Origin of the sequence: Actinacidiphila glaucinigra (genome assembly GCF_035918135.1) — a bacterium.
In the GTDB taxonomy this organism is placed as follows: Bacteria; Actinomycetota; Actinomycetes; order Streptomycetales; family Streptomycetaceae; genus Actinacidiphila; species Actinacidiphila glaucinigra.
Window position 1 is genome coordinate 7686712 of the sequence record NZ_CP109144.1, and the last position, 21325, is coordinate 7708036.

The window sequence follows — 21325 nt, forward strand, 5'->3', positions numbered from 1 at the left end:
CCGGCGCGGCCGGGCCTACGCGGCGACCGGCGGGGTGATGAGCTGCTCCGCCCACACCGTCTTGCCCGTCTCCGTGTAGCGGGTGCCCTGCGCGTCGGTGAGCTGCGCCACGATGGCCAGCCCCCGCCCGTCCTGGTCGCTGGGCAACGCGTGACGTGGGTGCGGGGCCGCGCTGCAGGAGTCCGACACCTCGCAGACCAGGACCCGGTCGCGGATGAGGCGCAGCCGGATCGGCCCCGTGGAGTACCGGATGGCGTTGGTGACGAGTTCGCTGACGACCAGGGTGGTGGTGAAGGCCAGCTCCGGCAGTTTCCACTCGGTCAGCAGCCGGTCCGCCCAGTCCCGTGCGTCCGCCACCGCCGCGGGGTCGTTGGCCACCTCGCGGGTGGCGACGTCGTCGGCGTCCAGGCAGCGGGTGCGGGCGGCGAGCAGCACCGGGTCCGTGCCGGACGCGGCTGTGCGCAGGACGCCGTCGAGCACCGTCGCCGGGTCCGCGGCCGCCGCGTCGTCGGCGGGCAGCACACGCAACCCGGTCACCTGGCCGGCGTCCTGCGCGCCGGCGGGGATCCCGTCCGTCCCGCAGCTGAGCACCAGCACGCTGCCGGGCGGCACGTCGCACTCGGTGACCTCCGGCTCGCCGGGCGCCGGGCCGTCCCCGTCCGCCGCACCCGGGGGCGGCGCCGGGGCCGCGGCCGTGTAGCCGCCGCACGCCACCGTGCAGCGGCAGGCCACGGGGTCGTAGACGACGATCAGGCACTGGTCGGCCTCGTCGCCGACGGGGGTCGCGGCGGGCCGGTGGAGCCGGGAGATGACCTCGCCGGGACTCATGTCCAGCAGCACCAGCGCCCGGACCGCGGCCTTGAGCTGGCTCATCGCGGTCGCCGCGGAGACGCCCTGCCCGCGGACCGAACCCGTCACCAGGGCCACCCGGGCACTGGGCAGCGGGATGACGTCCACCCAGGCACCGGGGGCCGCGGAGGCCGGCAGATGCCCGCGCGGGTCCTCGATCGCGCTGACCCGCGGTCCCTGCGGTGCCAGCAGTGCCTCCTGCAGGATGCGCCCGGCGGCGTTCTGGACCAGGCGCCGGCGGGCGCCGTCCAGCAGCCGGGCGGCCTTGCGGGCCAGGGTGCCGGCCATCACCAGGTCGGCGCGCGAGAAGGCGGGGGAGCCCGTCGTGCGGTAGAAGGCCGCGACGCCGAGGACGACACCCCCGACGTCCAGGGGCATCACGAGCAGGGAGTGCGTGCCGGTGATCCGCAGAAGCGGGGCGCGCACGGGGTCGCGGGTGAGCCATCCCGTCTGCGGGCGGAGGTTCATCACCAGGTGCGGCCGCAGGTCGGTCAGCGACGCGTGGTACGGCGTCCTGGCCGGCAGGCTGCTGACCTCGCCGACCTCGTAGGCGCGCGGGATCGCCGCGCCCCGGGCCGCCCGGAAGGCACCCCGCCGGAAGGCGAGCCCGGTGGCGGGCAGGCCCGAGATGGCCGCCTGCTCCGAGACGGTGGCGTCCGACACCTCGACGGCGGCGAAGTCGGCCACGGTCGGTACGGCGGAATCCACGAGCTGCTGGGCTGCGTCGTAGGACCACGGCCGGTCCGCAGGGCCGGCCTGGGGCGGGAGGGTGGCACAGAGCATGACGTTCGCCTCGGGTGAGGTATGGGGTCGGCGGTTGGTGGCCCTTTCAAGCACTGACTTCGAGACTGCCTCTCCGTCCGCGCGAACGCATCCCTGCCCGTCCGCAGAGGTCATCGGGGATTTCCCGCAGATGTGACTGCGGGTTTCCCGCAACACCGGCGGCGCGGGCTGCCCGGCGCGCGCGCCCGATCTACCGTGTGTGCTATGGACGTCCTCAGCCGCCCCGACGGCAGGCAGCCGCACCCGGCCATCACGGTCGTACTCGCCGACGACCACCTGGTGGTCCGCGCGGGGATGCGGCTGCTCATGGCCGCCGACCCCGCCTTCGAGATCGTCGCCGAGACGTCCACCGTCCCCGAGACGCTGGAGGCCGTCCGGCGCCACCATCCGCGGGTGCTCGTCCTGGACCTGACGATGTCCGGCAGATCCAGCCTCCCGACGATCCCGGCACTGCTGACCGAGTCGCCCAGGACGCGCATCCTGGTGCTGACCATGCAGGAGGACCCGGCGTTCGCCCGCGAGGCGCTGCGCACGGGCGCCGCGGGCTACCTGCTGAAGGAGGCCGCCGCCGAGGAACTGATCGCCGCCGCCCACCAGGTCGCGGGCGGCGCCACCTACGTCCAGCCCTCGCTCGGGGCACGGCTGGCCGTGGAGGACCTGGACCTGGCGGAGCGGCACCACGAGGAGCCGCTCACCGACCGGGAGGCGCAGGTCCTGACCCTGCTGGCGCTGGGGCACACCAACCAGGAGATCGCCCGGCGCCTGTTCGTCTCCGTACGGACCGTGGAGACCCACCGGTCGCGGCTGCGGGACAAGCTCGGCAAGGAGAGCCGGGCCGAGCTGATCGCCGCGGCCAGAGAGCGCGGGCTGGTGGCATGACGCCGTCCGGCCCTGGAAGGACCGGGACCCGCCTGGCCCTCGAGGGCCTGGGCACCTGCCTCCTGGCGGCGGCGACCGTCATGGAGGTCACCGACCGCTCGCAGGCCTGGGAGCTCGCCCTCGCCGTGGCCGCCGCGGTCTGCTATCTGCTGCTCACGCCCCTGGTGGCGCCGCGGCAGCGGATGTGGCTGATCGTCGCCATCGCCTTCGCGCTGATGCTGACGGTGGCCGGGACGGTACGTGTCGCCCAGCAGCCCTCGCTGAACGTCCTGCACGTGCTGCCGCTGCTGCTGGTCGCCTACGCCCTGCTCGCCGTCCGTTCCTCGGCGCGCCGGGAGAGCAGGCTGCGCAGGGAGCGGGTCAGGGCCCGGCACGACGGCGAGGAGCGCGAGCGCCGCCGCTGGGCGCGCGAGCTGCACGACGACACCCTGCAGGAACTCGGGGCGGTGCAGGTGGTGTTGTCCACCGCCGCCGCGGACGGGCGGCCCGAGGCCATGCGGGAGGCCATCGACCAGGCGCGCGGTCTGGTCGGCAACCAGATCGCCTCGCTGCGGCACCTGATCGTCGACCTGCGCCCCGTCGTCCTGGACGAGCTGGGCCTGCAGCCGGCCCTGCAGGCGCTGTGCCGGCGCTCCTTCGAGACGTACGGCATCCGCACCGAGTTGCGGCTCGGCCCGCAGGCGGACACCGTCTGCGGCCGGCTCACCGCCGAGACGCAGGCGCAGATGTACCGGATCGTCCAGGAGGCGATCACCAACGCCGTGAAGCACGCCGAGCCGACCCGGGTGGTGGTCAGCCTGGAGAGCGACCAGCGTTCCGTGCACGTGGCGATCACCGACAACGGGCACGGCATGGCCGCGGCGACCGCCGCGGGCCGCGCCGCCCCCCGCGCCGCCGAGCCGCCTTCGCCGCAGACCCGGGGCATCGGCCTGTCGGCGATGCGCGAGCGGGCGGAGCTCATCGACGCCCGGCTCACCGTGCGCAGCGCCCCGGGCGAGGGCACGACCGTCGACCTGAGGGTGCCGTGGGGGCCGGGCGAGCCCCCCTGCGAGCTCCGGGGCGAGGCCTCCGGCGGGGGGTGAACACGGGCCGCCTGCGCGGGCGTGGACCCCGACCGGCAGTATGGAGGGCGTGCGACTGACGCCTGTGACCTGGGAACGGCTGACCGATGCCGTCGCCGACCGCGTGCTGGAGCTGAAGCCGGACGACGGCGGCGAGCGCCCCCGGGTCGCCATCGACGGGGCACCCGCCACGCGTCCGGACGCGCTCGGGGAGGCGCTGACGGAGGCACTGCGGCTGCGGGGCCGGCCGGTCGTGCGGGTGCGGGCGGACACCTACTGGCGCCCCGCCTCGCAGCGCTACGAGTTGGGGCGCCACGATCCCGACGCCTTCTACGAGCGCTGGCTGGACACGGGCGCGCTGTGGCGGGAGGCCTTCGGCCCGCTCGCCCCGGGCGGCACAGGGCGGGTGCTGCCCTCGTTGTGGGACCCGGTGACCGACCGCGCGACGCGCGCCGCGTACGAGGAACTACCGCCCGGAGGCGTGCTGTTGCTGGAGGGCGCGCTGCTGCAGGGCTACGGCTTCCCCTTCGACCTCTGCGTCCACCTGAGGATGTCGGGCGCGGCCCTGGCCCGGCGCACGCCGGAGGACGAGCGCTGGACGCTCCCGGCGTACGCCCGTTACGAGCAGGAGGCCGCACCCGCCGCGACCGCGGACGTCGTGGTGCACACCGACGATCCGCGCCATCCGGCCTGGACCGGGTGACGCGGCGGCCCTTGCCGCCGCCCCTCCGCGACCGTTAGCGTCGCGGTCCACCATGACTGTCGCCATCGCCCCGCTGACCACCGAGCACGTCCCCGAGGCAGCGGCCCTCCTCGACCGCTGGTACGCCAGGACCCGCAAGGCGCTGCCCCACCAGTCGGGCCGGACCGGCGCGCCGCCGGGGGAGGAACTGCTCGGCAAGCTCCTCGCCGGGCCGGGCGTGGAGGCCGTCCTCGCCCGGGGCGGCGACGGGACGGTCACCGGCTACCTCGCCGCGACCCCGCTCGACCTCGGGGACGGCGACCGGGCGGTGCTGCGCGCCCATCCGCGTTCCGCGCTGGTCTCCTACGGCGGGCACGCGCTGCGCGGCGGCCGGGACGGGGTGCCGGAGGACGTGCTGCGCGGGCTGTACGCGGCGGTGGCGGCGCGCCTGGTCGCGGAGCGCCGGCACGTGCACTACGTGGACCTGCCGGCCGACGAGGCGGTGGCCTCCGCCTGGTTCCGCACCGGCTTCGGCCTGGAGCGGGTGCGGGGGCTGATGGCGGTGCGTCCGCGCGGGCGGCAGCCGCGCGGGGTGGACGCGCTGTCGGTGCGCCGCGCGGGGCCCGGAGACCTGGACCGGATCGGGCGGATGGCGGTGGAGGCGGCACGCGCGGACCGCGGCACGGCGGTGTTCCGGCCCCAACCCGAGGGGGCGTTGGCGACGTTGCGGACGCACTACGCGGACACCCTGGCCGACGCGCGCTGCGGGGCGTGGGTCGCGGCCCGCAGGGGCGAGGAGGTCGGCATGGTGGTGCTGACGCCGGCGGCCCCGGGCCCGGTCGTGCCCGACGGGTGCGTGGAACTGGTCGAGGCGTACGTGACCCATGCCGCGCGGGGCGAGGGCATCAGCCGGGTGCTGCTCGCGACGGCGCTGGCGTGGGCGTACGACAGTGGTTACCGGCACGTCACGGCCAGCTGGCCGGCGGGTTCGCCGGTGTCGGCGGGGCACTGGCCGGCGGTGGGCTTCCGGCCGGTGGCGTACCGACTGCAGCGGGTGCTGGACCCGCGCATGTGCGTCACACCGCAACGTTGACAGGTTTGAGTGGTGCGAAGCACTCCTCCTTCACTGTTAAACTAATATCAGATCGCCCGGCGGACCCAGGAGCGTCCGCGGCGAACTCCCCAGCTGCCCCGGCCAGATCCCCCCGTCCTGGCCGGGGCTTTCCCTTGTTCTTGGCCTGGACATGACTAATTCATGGGAGTACCTTCGCTGTTGGTCTAGACCTAGTGCCTGCGGGCTGCGCACTGCTCTCAGAACTCCCCCACGTTCTCCGAGGAGCGAAGCATGCACAGGAAATTCGGCCCCGCCGTCGTCGGTCTGGGCCTCGCGGTGCTGTCCGTGCTCGGCACCGGCAGCGCCTGGAGCCACGGCTACACCGACGCCCCGATCAGCCGTCAGAAGCTCTGCGCCAACGGCACCGTGACCAACTGCGGCGACATCCAGTGGGAGCCGCAGAGCGTCGAGGGCCCCAAGGGCTTCCCGTCCCTCGGCCCCTCCGACGGTACCCTCTGCGCCGGCGGCAACAGCCGGTTCGCCCAGCTCGACAACCCGCGCGGCGGCACCGGCTGGCCCACCACGAAGGTGACGGCCAACCAGAACTACAGCTTCCGCTGGCAGTTCACCGCGTCGCACGCGACGAGCGACTTCACGTACTACATCACCAAGCAGGGCTTCGACCCCAGCCGGCCGCTCACCCGTTCCGCGCTGACCCTGACGCCGTTCCTGACCGTCAACTACAACGGTGCCAGGCCGCCCGCCACCGTCACCCACCAGGGCACCATGCCCAGCCGGACCGGGAAGCACATCATCCTGGCCGTCTGGTCCGTCGCGGACACCGGCAACGCCTTCTACGCCTGCTCCGACGTGCAGTTCTAGGGCGACACGGCCTAGGCGTCCGGAGCGGGCCGGCGGCCGAGCAGCCGCTCCCGTACGGCGTCGGCTTCGGCGGGGGTGTCTCCGCCGAAGCCGGTGCCCGATCCCACCGTGCCGGCAGTGCCCTCCGTGCCTGCCGCGCCGCCGGTGCGGGCGGCACGGACGCGTGTCCCGCCGTCCACCACCAGCTCGGTGCCCGTGATCCAGGCCGCCTCGTCCGAGACCAGCCAGCGCACGGCCCGGGCCACGTCGCCGGGTTCGCCGATGCGTCCCATCGGCAGCCCGGCGGCGATCGCGGCCTCGGCGTCCTGCCAGACGAAGCGCGCCGTCTCGGTGCGCACCAGGCCGGGGGAGACCGCGTTGACCCGTACGGCCGGGCCGAGTTCGCCCGCGAGCTGCATCGTCAGGTGCAGCAGCGCCGCCTTGCTGGTGCCGTAGGCCCCGACGTTGGGCCCGACGTGCCCGGCGCCCTCGGTGCAGACGTTGACCACCGCGCCGCCGTGCTCGCGCATCCAGGCCCGCCACGCCAGCTGGGTCAGCCGCAGGGGTGCCTCGACGTTGACCGTGAACGCGGTCCGCCACAGGTCCGGGTCGGCTTCCGCGAGCGGCCCGTACGGGAGATTGGTGGCGGCGTTGTTGACGAGGACGTCCAGGCCGCCGAGCTCGCGCACCGCCAGCGCCGCGCACTGCGAGAGGTGGCCGGGGTCGGCCACCGTCCCGGCCAGGGTGGCCACGGTGTGACCGGCCGCGCGCAGCCGCCCGGCCGCCGCCTCCAGCCGGACCGGGTCGCGGGCCGTGAGCAGGGTGCGGGCGCCCGCGGCGGCCAGTTCCGCGGCGACGGCCAGACCGATCCCGCCGGACGCGCCGGTGACCAGCGCCGCGCGTCCGGCGAGGGGGAGGGGATCCGTCATGGGGTGACCATGTCATGACGAGCCGTCAGTTTCCAGGGTTCCCCCGCCCCGGGATCGGGGGGGGCGGGGGACCGAGGGGATCAGGGGGTCAGGGGGTCAGGGGGTCAGTGTCCACTTCTGGTTGGCGCCACCGGTGCAGGTCCACAGCTGGAGCCTGGTGCCGTTGGCGGAGTTGTTGCCGGCGACGTCCAGGCACTTGTTCGCCTGCGGATTGACGATGTCGCGCGCCCCGGAGAGGGCCCACTTCTGGTTGGTGCCGCCGGCGCAGTCCCACAGCTGCAGCTGGGATCCGTCGGCGGTGCCGAAGTCCTTGACGTCCAGGCACTTGCCCAGGGCGCGCAGGGTGCCGTCGGAGGCCGCGGTCCACCGCTGGGCGGCGGTGCCGTTGCAGTCGTAGAGCTGGACGGGCGTGCCGTTGGCCGGGTTGGCCCCGGCGACGTCGACGCACTTGCCGGCCAGGCCCGTGATGCGGCCGGTGGTGCCGCCCCCGCCCCCGCCGTCGGAGGTGGTGACGCGGACGTAGTCGACGACCAGCTGCTGCGGGAAGGCGGTGCTGCCGTCGGGGTCGCCCGGCCAGTAGCCGCCCACGGCGAGGTTGAGGATGACGAAGAACGGCTTGTTGAACACCCACTGGCGGCCGCCGAGGTCGGCGGGGGTGCGCCGCTGGTAGACGGTGCCGTCGACGGACCAGCTGATGGAGTCCGGGTTCCAGTCGACGGCGAAGGTGTGGAACGCGTCGGCGAAGGCCTGACCGCCCGGCAGGGAGTAGCCGGCGCCGATGCCGCCCGAGCCGAAGTAGTCGGGGCCGTGGATCGTGCCGTGCACGGTGCCGGGCTCGAAGCCGACGTTCTCCATGATGTCGATCTCGCCGCTCGCGGGCCAGCCGACGTCGCCGATGTCGTTGCCCAGCATCCAGAACGCGGGCCACATGCCCTGGCCGCGCGGGACCTTCATCCGGGTCTCGACGTGGCCGTAGGTGGTGGTGAACCGGCCCGCGGTGTTGAGCCGGGCGGAGGTGTACTGGCAACTGCCGTACCAGCACTGGTAGCCGGCGGGGTTCTCCTTGCGGGCGGTGATGACGAGATGGCCCTGGCCGTCGAGGGCCGCGTTGCGGTTGCCGGCGGTGTAGAACTGCCGCTCGTGGTTGTTGACGTTGTCGCCGGTCTCGATCTGCCACTTGCCGCCGTCCACGGCGCTGCCGGCCGGCCCGTCGAACTCGTCGGCAAAGGTGGTGACGGCGGCGGTGGCTGCGGGGGCCGCGGGGAGGGGGCGGTCGCCGGGGCCGGTGGTGGTGAGGGCGGCGAGGGCGAGGAGCCCGGCGACGCCGGCGGCGAACAGGCCGCGGGTGCGCGGGAGTCGGCGCGGACGGGGGCGTGGGGGGAGTGCCTTCACAGGGGCGCTGCCTTTCGGGGCGGTCGTGGGGGGGGGTGACGGACGAGGGTGAGGGCATGTAAGTCATGCACCTGACATTTCTTGGAACCTTGTGCGTGGGGGCACAGGATTCCCGTCCGTCTTTGTTCAAGGCTTAGTTCACGCCGTGATTGAACTGCCGCCCCCAGACCCCGTCAAGAGGTCTGGACCAAGAAGGGCGGGCGGTCCCGAGCGGAAGCCCCCGCCCGGTCCCGCCCGCCCACCGGCGTCGCGCCCCGTCACGTACCGGGCTTGCGCCCGTAGACGTACACGTCGTCACCGTTCTTCAGCAGGCCCCAGTACTTCTTGGCGTCCGCCTTGCGCATGTTCACGCAGCCGTGCGACCCGGGCGGCGACCACACGCTCCCCGCGATCGAGTGGAACGCCTGCCCCCCGTCGAAGAACTGGCTGTACGGCATGGCGACGTTGTACAGCGTCGACCAGTGGTCGATGTTCCGCCAGTAGACCTTCTTGGCGCCGGTGCGGGTCTCGTAGCCGTTGCGGCCCGTGCGCACCGGGACCGGCCCGTACTTCAGCTTCTTGCCGTCCTGTATCCAGCTCAGCTGTCGCGTGAGGTCCACGCACGCGATCCGCCCCTTGTTCGTGGGGCACTTGCCGGCCTTGTTGGGATTACTGCCCGCCGCCTTCTGGGCGTTCATGATCTTCATGACGCCCCAGGTCACCGGCCCCGCGTAGCCGATGGTCGGGGATATCCCGTACTTCGTCTGGAAGGCGCGTATCGCCTTGCAGTCGGCCGCCGACTGCTTCCCGTCCACCGGCCGCCCCAGGAACTTCTCCACTTGCTTCTGGTACGGCCCCTTGCTCGTCGTGCACGATGCGGCCTGCGCCGTGCCGCCCCCCGCCACGACCGGTGTCACGGCCATCACCGCCACCGCGAGGGCGGCCCCCGCCCGTCGTCCCGCTGACGCTCCCGCTCTCATCGCTTCCCCTTCCCCGGTGAGGCCGTCGCGCGACGGCCTCACCCCCTAGGACAACCGGGAGCCACCGGAGGTTGCGGAACGACCGGTGCGGGAAGCGGAACCGGCGGGTCGTCAGCCGCGCGGGGCCCCGTCCAGGGCGTCGCGGACGATGCGCACGGCCTCTTCCGTGTCGGCGCGCGAGACGTCCAGGTGGAAGACGAAGCGCAGCCGCCCGGGATAGCCGGCGCAGCGCAGCCCGCGCCGTGCGAGACGCTCCTGCGCCTCCTCGGCGGACAGCCCGGGCGCCGGCTCGGCGAAGACCATGTTGGTCTGGGCGTCGCCCACCACCAGACCCGGCACGCCCTTGATCCCCTCCGCGAACAGCACCGCGTTCGCGTGGTCCTCGGCGAGCCGCGCCACCTGGTGCTCCAGCGCGTACAGCGCGCCCGCCGCCAGGATGCCCGCCTGCCGCATCCCGCCGCCGAGCGCCTTGCGCCAGCGCAGCGCCCGCGCCACGAACTCCCGGCTGCCCAGCAGCGCGGAGCCGACCGGGGCGCCCAGGCCCTTGCTGAAGCAGACCGAGACGCTGTCGAAGTGGCCGGCGATCAGCCGCGCCTGCTCGTACGGGTCGCCGCCCGCGGCCACCGCCGCGTTGAACAGCCGGGCCCCGTCGAGGTGCGTGGCCAGCCCGTGCTCACGCGCCAGCCCGGTCGCGGTCCGCAGGTAGTCCAGGGGGACGACCCGGCCGCCGATGGTGTCCTCCAGGCACAGCAGCCGGGTGCGCGGGAAGTGCGGATCGTCCGGCTTCACCGCGGCCGCGATGTCGGCCGGGTCCAGCGTGCCGTCCGCCCGGTGAGGCAGCGGCTGCGGCTGGATCCCGCCGAGCACGGCACCGCCGCCGCCCTCCCAGCGGTACACATGTGCCGACTGCCCGGCGATGTACTCGTCACCGCGGCCGCAGTGCGTCAGCAGCGCGCACAGGTTGCTCTGCGTCCCGGACGAGACGAACAGCGCCGCCTCGAAGCCGAGCCGCTCCGCGATCCGGTCCTGGAGGGCGTTGACCGTGGGGTCGTCGGCGAAGACGTCGTCACCGACCTCGGCCTCCGCCATGGCGCGGCGCATGTCCGAGCCGGGCCGCGTGACGGTGTCGCTGCGCAGGTCGATGACCCGTCCGGGCTGCTCATCGGTGACATCAGTGATCGGCATGCGTTCACCCTGCCATGCCCGCCCTTCGGTAGGATCGTCGGGTGAATTCCTACTGGCACGTCGTCCTTCCGCCGCTGTGCGCCTGACCGGGCGCACTCACTGACGGCTCAGACCCGCGCCCCGGCAGGCCATCCGGCCGCCAGGGGCAGTTGAGGTGCGCCCGTTCCGGATCCGCTTCCATCGATTCGTGACGAAAGGCCACCTCCCGTGCCGGACAGCACCCCCCTCCCTCGCCCCCGCACGCCCGCTCGCACCCGGTGCCGCCGCCGGCCGGCCGCGGTTCGTCCACGGCGCGCTGCCGATCCTCGCCGCCGCCCTGCTGTGGGGCACCACCGGCACCGCCGCGTCCTTCGCGCCCGCCGGCGCCCCGCCCGCAGCGGTCGGCGGCGCCGGACTCACCGTCGGCGGGGTCCTGCTCCTGGCCGGCGCGCGGGGAGCACGGAACCTGCTGCGCGGCGCGGGCCGCCGAGGCTTCGCGCTGCTCGCCGGCGGCGCCCTCGCCGTCGCCGGCTACCCGCTCTCCTTCTACCCGGCGGTCTCCCGTACCGGGGTCGCCGTGGCCACCGTCATCGCCCTGGGGAGCGCGCCGGTCTTCACCGGTCTGCTGGCCTGGGCGGCGGGCCTGCACCGCCCCGGCCGCCGGTGGGCCGCCGCGACGGCCGTGGCCGTGCTCGGCTGCGGGCTGCTGGTGCTCGGCGGCGCGGACGCGGGTCCCGCGGCGCGCACGGACGCCGCGGGGGTGGCACTGGCGGCGCTGGCCGGACTCTCGTACGCGGTGTACTCCCTGGTCGGCGGGCACTTCATCGGAAGCGGGCAGGCGCCGGGCGCCGTGATGGGGGTGCTCTTCGGCTCCGCCGGACTGCTCACCCTGCCGGTGGTGCTCGCCGCGGGCGTGCTCTGGCTCGCCACACCGCGCGGCGCCGGGGTGGTGCTGCACCTCGCCGTGCTGACGACCTTCCTGGCCTACCGGCTCTTCGGGCACGGGCTGCGGCACACACCGGCCCCGGTCGCCACCACGCTCACCCTCGCGGAGCCCGCCGTGGCCGCCCTGCTCGGGGTCGCCGTGCTCGCGGAGCGGCCGACGCCGCTGTCCTGGGCGGGACTGGCCGTACTCCTCCTCGCCCTGGCGGTGCTCTCCCGCAGGGACCGCTGACGGATCACCGACGGACGGACGGACGGCCTGCCGGCCTGGTCCCGCCCCGGGTCACTGGGGCGGGATGTCGTCCATGCGCTCGCCCTCCGCCTGGGAGGGCGTCGTCCGGGGCACGTCCGGGTGGATCTCCATCGTGCTGCGCTCGGCTTCGTCGTAGATCCGCTCACCCTCCGCCTGGGACGGGGTCTCGGCGTAGAGGTACGGATCGGCGTCCGAGGACGTGGACTTCATGGCGGACCTCCTACGGTCGCTGCCTCCATCCTGCTCCCTCAGGCCCTGCGGGGCGAGACCAGCAGGAACGCCCTCCGCCGGCGGTCGTGGTGGAGCGTGCACTGCCAGCCGTACGCCTCCAGGACGTCCTGGCACCGGGCCAGCTCGGACTCGGCGGTGCCGGCGGCGGCGTCCTCGACGGGGGAGTGCCAGGACACCTCGGCGACCCCGCTCTGGGCGGAGGGCGCGACGGCGTATCCGGTGGCCGAGGGCCGCCCGGCGGCGTCGCGCCCGGACGGGGGCCGGCCGGCCGCCTCCAGCGCCAGGGCGACGGCGTGGACGAGGCGTTCGCGCTCCCAGGGCGCGGGGCGCGTGGTGTCGCCGTCCTGCAGCACGCGGCGGATCTCCAGCAGCCCCGACCAGGCCGACGCGACCTCGGCGGCGCGGCGGGGGGCGGCGGTGCCCGTGCCGTGCCCGTCGTCGGCCGCGAAGCCGCGCTCGGGAGCCGCCGCCGGTTCCGGGCCGGGAGCGATGGCGGGCGCCGCCGCGGATTCCGGGGCGGGGAGTTCCACGCGGGCCAGTTCGGTGCGGACCCGGCGGCCCTCCTGGGTGAGGTAGTAGCCGCCGGTGCGCCCGTAGCGCACGGCGAGGCCCTGCCTGGCCAGCGCGGCGCAGGTCGGTTCGCGCGCGCTCAGCTGGCCGGTGTCGGCGTCGGACTCCAGCAGGGCTCGGCGCTGGACGGCGGTCAGGGTCATGCGAGGCACCCTATGAGCCGGACGCGGGGAGCCGGAATGCCCTACACTCAAAATCGAGCAGTTGTTCGAAAGAGGTGGAGGCGGACACACCATGGTCGAAGCCGAGCCGCACCAGGACCCCGGGCCCTGCGTGCTGTACATCCGCTGCGGCGGGACCGATCCGGCGACGCTCGCCGCGCTGGCCGGGCTCGTCGGCCGGTTCACCCCCGTCGTCCGCGCCGAACCGCCGGACGCGGTCGTGGCCGACGTGCGCTCCGCGGTGAGCTTCTACGGGCTGCTTCCCGAGCAGCTCGCCCTCATGATCAGCACCCGGGCCTCGGCCCTGTACGACGTGAGCCTCACGATCGGCGTCGCCGGAAGCCGTACGGTCGCCGCCATGGCCGCCTGCGACGTCCTCGTCGGCCGGATCCGGGCCGTCGACTCCGACCCGCGGGCCGTCGCCGACTTCCTGCGCGCCAAGCCGGTTGCGGCCCTTCCCGGAATCACCGCGGAGGCCGTCCGGACGCTGGCCGCGGCCGGCCTGTACACCGTCGGGGAGGTCGCCGCCGCGCCGCTGCCCGAGATCCAGGCGGTCCTCGGCGCGGCTCCCGGGCGCGGTGTGTGGGAACGCGCCCACGGCCTCGACCCCGCCCCGATCACCGCCGAGCACCCGCCCGGCTCGCTCGCCGCCGACCGGCTCTTCACCGCGGACGCCACCGACCCCACCGACCGGGGTGCGCTGAGCCGGGCCGTCCTCGAACTCGGGCTCGGCCTCGGCGACCGGCTGCGCAGCACGGGCCGCACCGCCACCGGGCTCACCCTGACCGTCCGGCTCGCCGGCGGCTCGTCCGTCAGCCGCAGCCGCACCCTGCCGGAGCCCACCTCCGACCCCGGGGAACTCGCCGAGGCCGCCTACGCCATGCACGAGGCCCTCGGCTCGCACGGCGCCCCCGTGCGGGCCGTGGCCCTGCGCGCCGAAGGGCTGTCCGCGGCCGACCCCCGCCGGGCCCGTTCCGTACCGGTCGGCGCGGGCCGCGGACGGGCCGTGCTGCCGTCGACCTTCGCGGATCCGCCCGCGCCCGGCCCCGCTCAGGAGGAGCGCCGGCTGTCCTCGTGAAGCGCCTCCAGCACGGCGGCCATCACCTCCGCCGCGTCCAGCGGGCGGGGCAGCGGTGCACGCCGGGCCCGCGCCATGTCCCCGAAGCACCCGTCGCACACGGCGAGCGGGAGATGACGGATGCCGCAGTCGCGGACGGTGTCGTCCTCCCGCCCGCAGACGTCGCATCCCGATGATGCCGCCATGTGTTCGATACTGCCTGGTTCCGGTGTTTCGCGACAGAGCGCGACCGGTGCTCGACGCCCCGTCAGAAAGCCTTCCTTTCCAGGAACTTGACCCGGCCGCGGGCTTCGCGCCGATCCCGGGCGCGGCGCCGGTTGCGAGGTGGCCGGGACGGGACAAGGGTGGGGAGGGGGAATGTCCGATCGAGCGTCGAACGGAGCTTCTCATGCAAGGGACAAAGGCCGACCTGTACGCGCGTGACCTGACCGAAGCGCGCTGGGTGAAGAGCAGCAAGAGCCCCTACCGGGAAACCTGCGTCGAGGTCGCGGAACTCGCCGGCGGAGCCGTCGCGATCCGCGACTCGAACAACACGGAGCTGCCACCGCTGCGGTTCACCGCCGAGGAATGGACGGCGTTCCGGGAGGGTGTGCGCGACGGCGAGTTCGGTTAGGGCCCACCGCGCATCACCCCCGTTTGGCGGGCCGGTCCGCCGAGGCCGATCGACCGCTTCGGTGAGCGGGCCCGCCAAGCCCCGTCACCCGCGGGTGTTCCCCGGCGTTTCGCCGGCCTTATGGTTGCCTGGGGCAACCTGATTGCCTCGACGGTTGCGCTGCGGGAGGGATCGGGGTCAGGGTGGTTTGGGAACGCAAGACCGAACCTCGAACGGAGGTTCCCCATGCGGGCGAGAAAGGCCGACCTCTACGCGCGGGACCTGAGGGATGCGCGCTGGGTCAAGAGCAGCAAGAGCGGTTACCTGCCGGAGTGCGTCGAGGTGGCGTACCTCGGCGGCGGAGCCGTCGCCATCCGGGATTCCGAGAACAAGGACCTGCCGCCCCTGCGGTTCACCGCGCAGGAGTGGACGGCGTTCAGGGAAGGTGTGCGCGAGGGCGAGTTCGGTTAGCACCCGTGACGTCCCCCGCGCTGGGCGGGCCGGTGGGACCGGCCCGCCCAGCGCGTCATGCGTCGCCCAGCACCCGGAGCGTCTGGGCCCGCAGCGCGCACGCCACCACGCCCTCGCGGGTGTGCCGCAGTTGCGGTTCCGTCGCCGGGTGGCGCCCGGAGATCAGGTCCACGATGCGGTACGCCGTCTCCTCGTCCTCCGCCGCGATGCACACCAGCACCGTGCCGCGGTCCGCCTCCTGCTCCGCCATGGGCGCCTCCTCCGTCGTTCGGCCATCCCCGTGGACGCGTCGGAAGACCCCGCCGCTCCCGCCGCGGTTCTGCGCCCGGCGCCGGTTCACCCGCACGAAGCACCACGGGGTGCGCGGGGCTTACGATGGGGCACCGGCAGCACGTACCCGGAGAGGAAGCCTTGGCCAAGCAACGGATTCCGGTGGTCGTCATCGCGGGATTCCTGGGCTCGGGAAAGACCACGCTCCTCAACCACCTCCTGCGCAACAGCGGCGGCACCCGCATCGGCGCCGTCGTCAACGACTTCGGCAGCATCAACATCGACGCGCTCTCCGTCGCCGGCCAGGTGGACTCCATGGTCGCCCTCGACAACGGCTGCCTGTGCTGCGCCGTCGACGCCACCGAGATGGACGACATGCTCGCCCGGCTCTCCCGTCCGCAGGCCCGCATCGACGTCATCGTCATCGAGGCCAGCGGTCTGGCCGAGCCCCAGGGCATGATCCGGCTGCTGCTCGCGAGCACCGACACCGCCATCACCTACGGCGGGCTGGTCGAGGTCGTCGACGCCGCCGAGTTCGAGGCGGTGCGCGCGCGGCACCCCGAACTCGACCGCCATGTGCGGGCCGCCGACCTCGTCGTCCTCAACAAGACCGACCGCGTCGACGCCGCCGGCCGCGAACGGGTCCGCGACGCGCTGGCGGCCGTGGCCCCCGGGACGCCGCTCGTCGAGGCCGCCCACGGCCGAGTGGACCCCGCCCTGCTCTTCGAACCGCGGTCGCGTACGGCGGTCGACACGGCCGCCCGCCAGCTGTCGTTCGACGAACTGTCAGCCGGCGACGGCCACGGGCACCACGCGGACGGCGACCACACCGGCCATCTCCACGCGGCTTACGACAGCGTGGAGTTCACCTCCGAGGCGCCGCTGCACCCGCGCCGGCTGATGGAGTTCCTCGACGACAGGCCCGCGGGGCTCTACCGGATGAAGGGTTTCGTGCGCTTCGCCGCGCCCGCCCACCGCCGGAAGTACACCCTGCACGCCGTCGGGGGCTTCCTTCGCTTCGTGCCGTCCTCCTGGTCCCGGGGCGAGTCCCGCGCCACCCGCCTGGTGATGATCGGTTCGGGGCTCGACGCGGACGCCCTGCGCAAGGGCCTCGACGCCTGCGTGGCCGAGCCGGGCGATGAACTCCCCGAGGACGCCATGCTCGGCGTCCTGCGCTACGTCCGTCCCTGACGCGCCCCGCTCCGCGGAGGCGGCCGGCGGCCGTCCCCCGGCGCGGGCGGGGACGTGTCCCGATCCGAGGGTCGCGCGTCCCACCGGCATCCGGCGGGGCGGGCCGCCGCGTCGGACGATGGATCCACCGGCACCGGGCGGCCTGCCCGGCCGCCGGCGGAACCCGGAGACCTGTCAGGAGATTCGACGTGGCTGAAATCATCGCGGACATCGAGGTGCCCGATACCCGGCTCGTGACGGAGGCGACCGAACTGGTGCGGAAGTCCGCCGACCCGGTGGTCTACCACCACTCCCGCCGGGTGTACTTCTGGGCGTCGATGCGCGGCCGCAACCGCGGGTGGGACTTCGACCCCGAGCTGCTGTACGTCGGCGCCCTCTTCCACGACCTGGGGCTGACCGACGCCTACGCCCGTACCGACCAGCGCTTCGAGATCGACGGCGCCGACGAGGCCCGCCGCTTCCTGCTGCAGCACGACGTCCCCGAGGAGCGTGCGCGGCTGGTGTGGGAGGCGATCGCCCTGCACACCACCCCGGAGATCCCGTGGCACATGGCGCCCGAGATCGCCCTGGTCACCTCGGGCGTCGAGGTCGACGTCCTCGGCATCGGGTACGACGAGATCACGGGGGAGGAGCGCGAGGCGGTCGTCGCCGCCCACCCGCGGCCCGACTTCAAGAACAACATCCTCAAGGAGTTCACCCACGGGATCGCACCGCGCCCCGGCACGACGTTCGGCAACGTCAAGGCCGACGTCCTGGAGCGCTTCGTGCCCGGCTTCGTCCGCGGGAACTTCGTGGACACCATCCTCCAGTCCCCCTGGGCGGAGTGACCGCGGCGCCGGGGTTGCCGGGGCGTTGTGGTCAGTCCTCGTGGGTGCCGTGGGGCCGGGTGGTGCGGAAGCGGTCGCGGTAGACGCCGGGGCTGACGCCGAGCCGGCGCCGGAAGGCCCGGCGCAGCGTCTCCTCGGACCCGAAGCCGCTGCGCCGGGCGACCGTGTCGAGGGCGTCGTTGCCCGCTTCGAGCAGGGCCTGGGCGGCCTCGACGCGGATGCGTTCGACGTACTGCGCGGCGGTGCCGCCGGTCTCGGTGCGGAACAGCCGGGTCAGATGCCGTGAGCTGACCCCGGCCCGTGCGGCGAGCGCGGGCAGGCTGTGGTCCGCGGCGGGGTCGGCGGCCACCTGGTCGAGGACCTGGCGCAGTACCGAGTGCGCGGGGTGCCGGGGGCTCTGCCGGACGCTGAACTGCGACTGGCCGCCGGGGCGGGCCATGAAGACGACGAGGAACTTGGCCGCCTTGCGGGCGATGTCCGGGCCGAGGTCGGACTCGACCAGGGACAGGGTCAGGTCGATTCCGGCGCTGATGCCCGCGGAGGTGATGAAGCGGCCGTCCCGTACGAAGATCGCGTCGCTGTCGACTTCGACCTTGGGGTAGCGGGCGGCGAGTTCGTCGGCCAGGCGCCAGTGGGTGGCGGCCCGCCGTCCGTCCAGCAGTCCGGTCGCGGCCAGCGGGAACGCGCCCGCGCAGACCGAGGCGACCGTGCGGGATCGGTCCGCGAGGCGGGTGATGCCCGCCACCAGCGCGGTGTCGGCGACCGCTGCCCACCAGTCGGGGCGCCCGGGGATGACCAGGGTGTCGACCGGGAAGTCGACCTCGTCCAGCGACAGGTCCGGCACCAGCCGCAGCCCCGCGGTGGTCGTCACCGGCCCACCGTCCGGCGAGACGGTGCTCGTCACATAGTGCGCGCCGTACTCGTTCGCCGCCGTGTACACATCGAGCGGACCCGTCACGTCCATCAACTGCAGCCCCTCGAACAACAACACCACCACCCGGTGCGGCGGCACGTCCGACGCGGCCGCGGAGGGCCGGCGCGGGTTCACACGGGACGTCACTGTCGTTCCTCCGGGCGCGGGCCGGTCCGGGGGACCGCCGCGCAAGCCCATGTGGCCCGCGTCCCGCGGACGTTGGGTCCGCGGATCCCCGTCCGGTCCGCCATTCTCGCCCATGCCGCCGGCGCCTTACGACGCCGGGCTGGTGACCCCGGCGACGGACCGCTGGAGCGGGGCGAGGCGGCGCGTGGTCACCACGCGGCGGCCGCGCTCGTCGTCGTGGATGCAGGTGGACCCGGCCAGCCGGCGCACGATCTCCAGCCCGCGGCCGTGCTCGTCCGGCGGGGTGCTGTCGGGCGATGCCCCGTCGTGGTGCCGGGCCTCGCCGCTGTCGGTGACGGTGATGACCAGGCCGTCGTCGTGCATGCACAGCCGGATCGACATCTGGGCCCGGCCGTGGCGCGCGGCGTTCGCGGCGAGCTCGTCGACGATCAGCTCGGCGGCGATGCGGTCCTCCGAGGCCAGTCCCCAGAGCCCCAGCAGCTCGGACGTGAAGTGCCGCGCGGCGCCCACGTAGGCGGCCTCCGCGGGCTGCACGAGTTCCGCCGAACGAGTGGGGGTGCTGTCACCGCACATGACGTGTGGGCCCTTCATCGATGAGGCCCGCGGTCCCGGCGACCGCGGGGTCGCCCCACCGGCCACGCCGCCGCGCGGCACGCCGTGACGTCGGCCTGCCTTCCGGCCGCCGTGCCCGGCACCGCTCCCGTCCCCCCGCGCGGATAGCGTGGACGTGTGCGTCTTCTTGTGATGTCCGATACACACCTGCCCAAACGTGCCAAGGAGCTTCCGGCCGAACTACTGGACCGGATTCCCGAGGCCGACGCCGTCATCCACGCCGGCGACTGGGTCGACGACGCGACCCTCGACCTGCTGGAGGCGAGGTCCCGCCGGGTGATCGGCGTGTACGGCAACAACGACGGTCCCGGCCTGCGCGCGCGGCTGCCGGAGGTCGCCCTCGCCGAGCTGGGCGGGCTGCGCTTCGGCGTGGTGCACGACAGCGGTGCGGCACAGGGACGCGAACGCCGCTGCGAGGAGCGCTTCCCGGACCTGGACGTCCTGGTCTTCGGGCACAGCCACATCCCCTGGGACAGCACGGCGCCGGGCGGGCTGCGGCTGCTCAACCCCGGTTCCCCGACCGACCGCAGGCGTCAGCCGTACGGCACCTACCTCACCGCCGTGGCGGCCGCAGGCGTGCTGAGCGAGGTGCGGCTGCACGAACTGCCGCGCCGCTGACGCGCACGGGCGAGCCGCCGTGCCGGGGGGCGCTCCGGCTCAGTGTTCGAGCGCCGGGTCGCCGGCCGGCCGGACCGCGCCCGAGGGCTCGGAGACCATGACGGCGCCGGGGGCCTCGGCGGTCTCCGCCTCCCGCTCCCGGGGTTCCGTCCCGTGGGCGCCGTCCGCGGGCGGCAGCAGCGCCATGACGGCCTGGCGGTGCGCGTCGCCGGCGTCCTCGTCGAAGGGGTCCGGGGTCGCGGGCACCTGTACCCGGAGCACCGGCCCCGTGCCCAGACGCACATAGCCGCGGCCCGGCGGCACCTGCGCGGCGGACGTCGAGCACTGCGGCGCGCCGAGCACCGCCTGGGTCTGCTCCGCGGTGACCGCGCCCAGCAGCACCCGCGCCCTGGTCTGGGCGACGACCACCTGGGAGAGCGCCTCGGCGCCGTCGAGGTGGTCGGCGATGGCGACGGTCACCCCGGCCGCGCGGCCGTGCCGCAGCGGGATGTCCAGCAGTTCCTGCGGGTCGGGACGGCTCTCGGCGTGCGCGAGCTGGCTGAGCACCGTCGGCCGGTCGACGAGGATCCACAGCGGCCGCCGTACGTCGTCGGGCGCGGTGCGGCCCGCCTGCCGGGCGCGGTTGACGGCGATCAGGCGCCGCTCGGTCTCGTGCGCCGCCCACTCCAGGGTGGCCAGCGTTCCGGCGAGCCCGCTCTCGACGGCCATCACACCGGGCCGGCCGGACAGGAAGGCGTACTCGCCGGTCCCGCTGCCGTCGACGACCACGACGTCGCCCTCCGGCAGGGCCTGGAGCGCGATGGAACGCAGCAGCGTGGTGGTGCCCGTGCCGGGGTGGCCGAGGGCGAGCAGGTGCGGCTCGGTGGAACGCGGGCCGGTGCGCCACACCACCGGGGGAGCGTCCCTGACCTCCTTGCCGTCCTGGACGGGGACGGTGCGCTGCACCGACCCGGGGTCGGTGAAGCCGAGCACCGTCTCTCCGGGGGAGGTGACGAAGCGCTGGGCGGCGATGTCCGTGGGCAGCGGGGGGAGCGCGGTGAGGGTGAGGTGGTTCTCCTCCTCGTTCCACTCGAAGCGGTACTCGCGGCCCCGGCCCACCTTGGCGTGCAGCACGTGCTCGACGCGGGCCCTGGCGGCGGCCTCGCCGTCGGTGAAGTAGGCCGGGTACTTCAGGTGCAGGCGGACCAGCCGCCCGTCCTCGAAGGCGTGGTCGCCGAAGGCGTTCTCCCAGCTGCCGTCGTGGGCGTAGATCGGGCTGGGGTCGTCGGCGACGGACAGATACGGCACCAGGGCCTCGTACAGCGCGGTCAGCCGGTCGCTCTCGGCGCCGCTCGGTCCGCTCGGGGCGGGGGTGCGGTCCCGTCCCATCCAGCCGGCGGAACCCATCCAGGCGGCGAACATCAGGTAGGCGCCGTAGGGCAGCAGGACCAGGACGAGGAACCCGGCTCCCACGGAGGCCAGCAGTGCCGGTCCGCGCCGGTCCTTGGGCGTGCTGCCCCACCAGTCGCGTGCCCAGCCCGCCTGGCGGCGCAGCCCGCGCGCGATGACGAAGAGCGGGTGGAGGACGTCCGTGGTGCTGTCGACGGCGGCCCGCGCGAGCTCACGGCCGCGAGTGAGCGAGGGGCGGCTGCTCAGGAGGGCGGAGAGGGGGCGCCGGACCACGGGGAGCTCCAGAGGGTCGTTGCGGGGACGGTACGACGGGACGGGAAGAGGGCACCGGAAGTGGGAGACGGGACCGGAAGAGGGGGGACGGGACCCGGAAGAGGGGACGGGACGGGAAGGGCCCGGTGCGGAGCGGCGCCGGGCCCGGTGGATCGGCCGTGCGGAACGGCCCGC

24 protein-coding genes are annotated in these 21325 nt (G+C 74.3%); 12 read left to right on the forward strand and 12 right to left on the reverse strand.

Annotated features, from left to right (window positions below):
- Window positions 1–15: 15 nt before the first annotated feature.
- Window positions 16–1632 carry an ATP-binding SpoIIE family protein phosphatase gene (locus OIE69_RS34675; protein WP_326578564.1) on the reverse strand — a complete coding sequence of 539 codons (1617 nt, stop codon included), beginning with the start codon at window positions 1630–1632 and terminating at the stop codon, window positions 16–18.
- Window positions 1633–1836: 204 nt separating this feature from the next.
- On the opposite strand from OIE69_RS34675, the gene OIE69_RS34680 reads away from it, so the two are divergent.
- From OIE69_RS34680 to OIE69_RS34700, 5 genes are all read left to right on the forward strand, one after another.
- Entirely contained in the window at window positions 1837–2511 is a 675-nt protein-coding gene (locus OIE69_RS34680) for a response regulator (protein ID WP_089224697.1), read from the forward strand.
- The gene (locus OIE69_RS34685; protein ID WP_326578567.1) at window positions 2508–3593 is read left to right on the forward strand and encodes a sensor histidine kinase; all 1086 of its coding nucleotides are present in this window, start codon (window positions 2508–2510) and stop codon (window positions 3591–3593) included. Before OIE69_RS34680 ends, OIE69_RS34685 begins: the two co-directional genes overlap by 4 nt.
- A 40-nt stretch (window positions 3594–3633) precedes the next feature.
- Complete coding sequence (locus tag OIE69_RS34690; RefSeq protein WP_392567605.1) at window positions 3634–4275, forward strand: nucleoside/nucleotide kinase family protein; 642 nt, start codon at window positions 3634–3636, stop codon at window positions 4273–4275.
- A 52-nt stretch (window positions 4276–4327) separates the two neighbouring features.
- Window positions 4328–5347, forward strand: a complete 1020-nt coding sequence (locus OIE69_RS34695) for a GNAT family N-acetyltransferase (protein ID WP_326578571.1) — start codon at window positions 4328–4330, stop codon at window positions 5345–5347.
- A gap of 252 nt (window positions 5348–5599) precedes the next feature.
- Window positions 5600–6190: a lytic polysaccharide monooxygenase auxiliary activity family 9 protein gene (locus OIE69_RS34700; RefSeq protein ID WP_326578573.1), complete on the forward strand. Its 591-nt coding sequence runs from the start codon at window positions 5600–5602 to the stop codon at window positions 6188–6190.
- Window positions 6191–6201: 11 nt separating this feature from the next.
- Here OIE69_RS34700 and OIE69_RS34705 read toward each other — a convergent pair whose 3' ends face one another.
- The 4 genes from OIE69_RS34705 to ltaE all read right to left on the reverse strand — a co-directional run bounded on the left by OIE69_RS34705 (window position 6202) and on the right by ltaE (window position 10634).
- Window positions 6202–7098: an SDR family oxidoreductase gene (locus OIE69_RS34705; protein ID WP_326578575.1), complete on the reverse strand. Its 897-nt coding sequence runs from the start codon at window positions 7096–7098 to the stop codon at window positions 6202–6204.
- A 96-nt stretch (window positions 7099–7194) separates the two neighbouring features.
- Window positions 7195–8490 (reverse strand): ricin-type beta-trefoil lectin domain protein, encoded by a 1296-nt coding sequence (locus tag OIE69_RS34710; RefSeq protein ID WP_326578577.1) that lies wholly within the window; start codon window positions 8488–8490, stop codon window positions 7195–7197.
- Window positions 8491–8747: 257 nt separating this feature from the next.
- Window positions 8748–9392 carry a L,D-transpeptidase family protein gene (locus OIE69_RS34715; protein WP_326578579.1) on the reverse strand — a complete coding sequence of 215 codons (645 nt, stop codon included), beginning with the start codon at window positions 9390–9392 and terminating at the stop codon, window positions 8748–8750.
- Between the two features lie 168 nt (window positions 9393–9560).
- Entirely contained in the window at window positions 9561–10634 is a 1074-nt protein-coding gene (gene ltaE, locus OIE69_RS34720) for a low-specificity L-threonine aldolase (protein WP_326578580.1), read from the reverse strand.
- Window positions 10635–10821: 187 nt separating this feature from the next.
- Here ltaE and OIE69_RS34725 point away from each other — a divergent pair, with 187 nt between their 5' ends.
- Window positions 10822–11787: a DMT family transporter gene (locus tag OIE69_RS34725; RefSeq protein ID WP_326578581.1), complete on the forward strand. Its 966-nt coding sequence runs from the start codon at window positions 10822–10824 to the stop codon at window positions 11785–11787.
- Window positions 11788–11838: 51 nt separating this feature from the next.
- Here the strand turns inward: OIE69_RS34725 and OIE69_RS34730 are convergent, their stop codons facing one another.
- Both OIE69_RS34730 and OIE69_RS34735 read right to left on the reverse strand, forming a co-directional pair.
- Window positions 11839–12018 (reverse strand): hypothetical protein, encoded by a 180-nt coding sequence (locus OIE69_RS34730; protein WP_326578583.1) that lies wholly within the window; start codon window positions 12016–12018, stop codon window positions 11839–11841.
- Between the two features lie 38 nt (window positions 12019–12056).
- Complete coding sequence (locus tag OIE69_RS34735) at window positions 12057–12752, reverse strand: hypothetical protein (RefSeq protein WP_326578585.1); 696 nt, start codon at window positions 12750–12752, stop codon at window positions 12057–12059.
- A gap of 91 nt (window positions 12753–12843) precedes the next feature.
- Between OIE69_RS34735 and OIE69_RS34740 the strand changes: the two genes are divergently transcribed.
- A complete protein-coding gene (locus tag OIE69_RS34740; protein ID WP_326578587.1) occupies window positions 12844–13848 on the forward strand; it encodes a DNA polymerase Y family protein in 1005 nt (334 codons plus the stop codon).
- Here OIE69_RS34740 and OIE69_RS34745 read toward each other — a convergent pair.
- The gene (locus OIE69_RS34745) at window positions 13821–14033 is read right to left on the reverse strand and encodes a hypothetical protein (RefSeq protein WP_326578588.1); all 213 of its coding nucleotides are present in this window, start codon (window positions 14031–14033) and stop codon (window positions 13821–13823) included. The two genes, OIE69_RS34740 and OIE69_RS34745, sit on opposite strands and share 28 nt — an antisense overlap.
- 203 nt (window positions 14034–14236) lie before the next feature.
- Here OIE69_RS34745 and OIE69_RS34750 point away from each other — a divergent pair, with 203 nt between their 5' ends.
- Window positions 14237–14461 (forward strand): DUF397 domain-containing protein, encoded by a 225-nt coding sequence (locus tag OIE69_RS34750; RefSeq protein WP_326578589.1) that lies wholly within the window; start codon window positions 14237–14239, stop codon window positions 14459–14461.
- Window positions 14462–14686: 225 nt separating this feature from the next.
- Window positions 14687–14911 carry a DUF397 domain-containing protein gene (locus OIE69_RS34755; RefSeq protein WP_326578590.1) on the forward strand — a complete coding sequence of 75 codons (225 nt, stop codon included), beginning with the start codon at window positions 14687–14689 and terminating at the stop codon, window positions 14909–14911.
- A gap of 55 nt (window positions 14912–14966) precedes the next feature.
- Here the strand turns inward: OIE69_RS34755 and OIE69_RS34760 are convergent, their stop codons facing one another.
- Complete coding sequence (locus OIE69_RS34760; RefSeq protein WP_018561578.1) at window positions 14967–15161, reverse strand: hypothetical protein; 195 nt, start codon at window positions 15159–15161, stop codon at window positions 14967–14969.
- 161 nt (window positions 15162–15322) lie between these two features.
- Here OIE69_RS34760 and OIE69_RS34765 point away from each other — a divergent pair, with 161 nt between their 5' ends.
- Complete coding sequence (locus OIE69_RS34765; protein ID WP_326578591.1) at window positions 15323–16372, forward strand: CobW family GTP-binding protein; 1050 nt, start codon at window positions 15323–15325, stop codon at window positions 16370–16372.
- Between the two features lie 188 nt (window positions 16373–16560).
- Entirely contained in the window at window positions 16561–17199 is a 639-nt protein-coding gene (locus OIE69_RS34770) for an HD domain-containing protein (protein ID WP_326578592.1), read from the forward strand.
- A gap of 31 nt (window positions 17200–17230) precedes the next feature.
- On the opposite strand, the gene OIE69_RS34775 is transcribed toward OIE69_RS34770, so the two are convergent.
- Both OIE69_RS34775 and OIE69_RS34780 read right to left on the reverse strand, forming a co-directional pair.
- Window positions 17231–18259, reverse strand: coding sequence for a GlxA family transcriptional regulator (locus OIE69_RS34775; protein WP_326578593.1), 1029 nt, complete (start codon window positions 18257–18259; stop codon window positions 17231–17233).
- Between the two features lie 126 nt (window positions 18260–18385).
- Window positions 18386–18832 (reverse strand): ATP-binding protein, encoded by a 447-nt coding sequence (locus OIE69_RS34780; RefSeq protein ID WP_326578594.1) that lies wholly within the window; start codon window positions 18830–18832, stop codon window positions 18386–18388.
- A gap of 156 nt (window positions 18833–18988) precedes the next feature.
- On the opposite strand from OIE69_RS34780, the gene OIE69_RS34785 reads away from it, so the two are divergent.
- Window positions 18989–19489, forward strand: a complete 501-nt coding sequence (locus tag OIE69_RS34785; RefSeq protein WP_326578595.1) for a metallophosphoesterase family protein — start codon at window positions 18989–18991, stop codon at window positions 19487–19489.
- 39 nt (window positions 19490–19528) lie between these two features.
- Here the strand turns inward: OIE69_RS34785 and OIE69_RS34790 are convergent, their stop codons facing one another.
- Entirely contained in the window at window positions 19529–21151 is a 1623-nt protein-coding gene (locus OIE69_RS34790) for an ATP-binding protein (RefSeq protein WP_326578596.1), read from the reverse strand.
- Window positions 21152–21325: the final 174 nt, after the last annotated feature.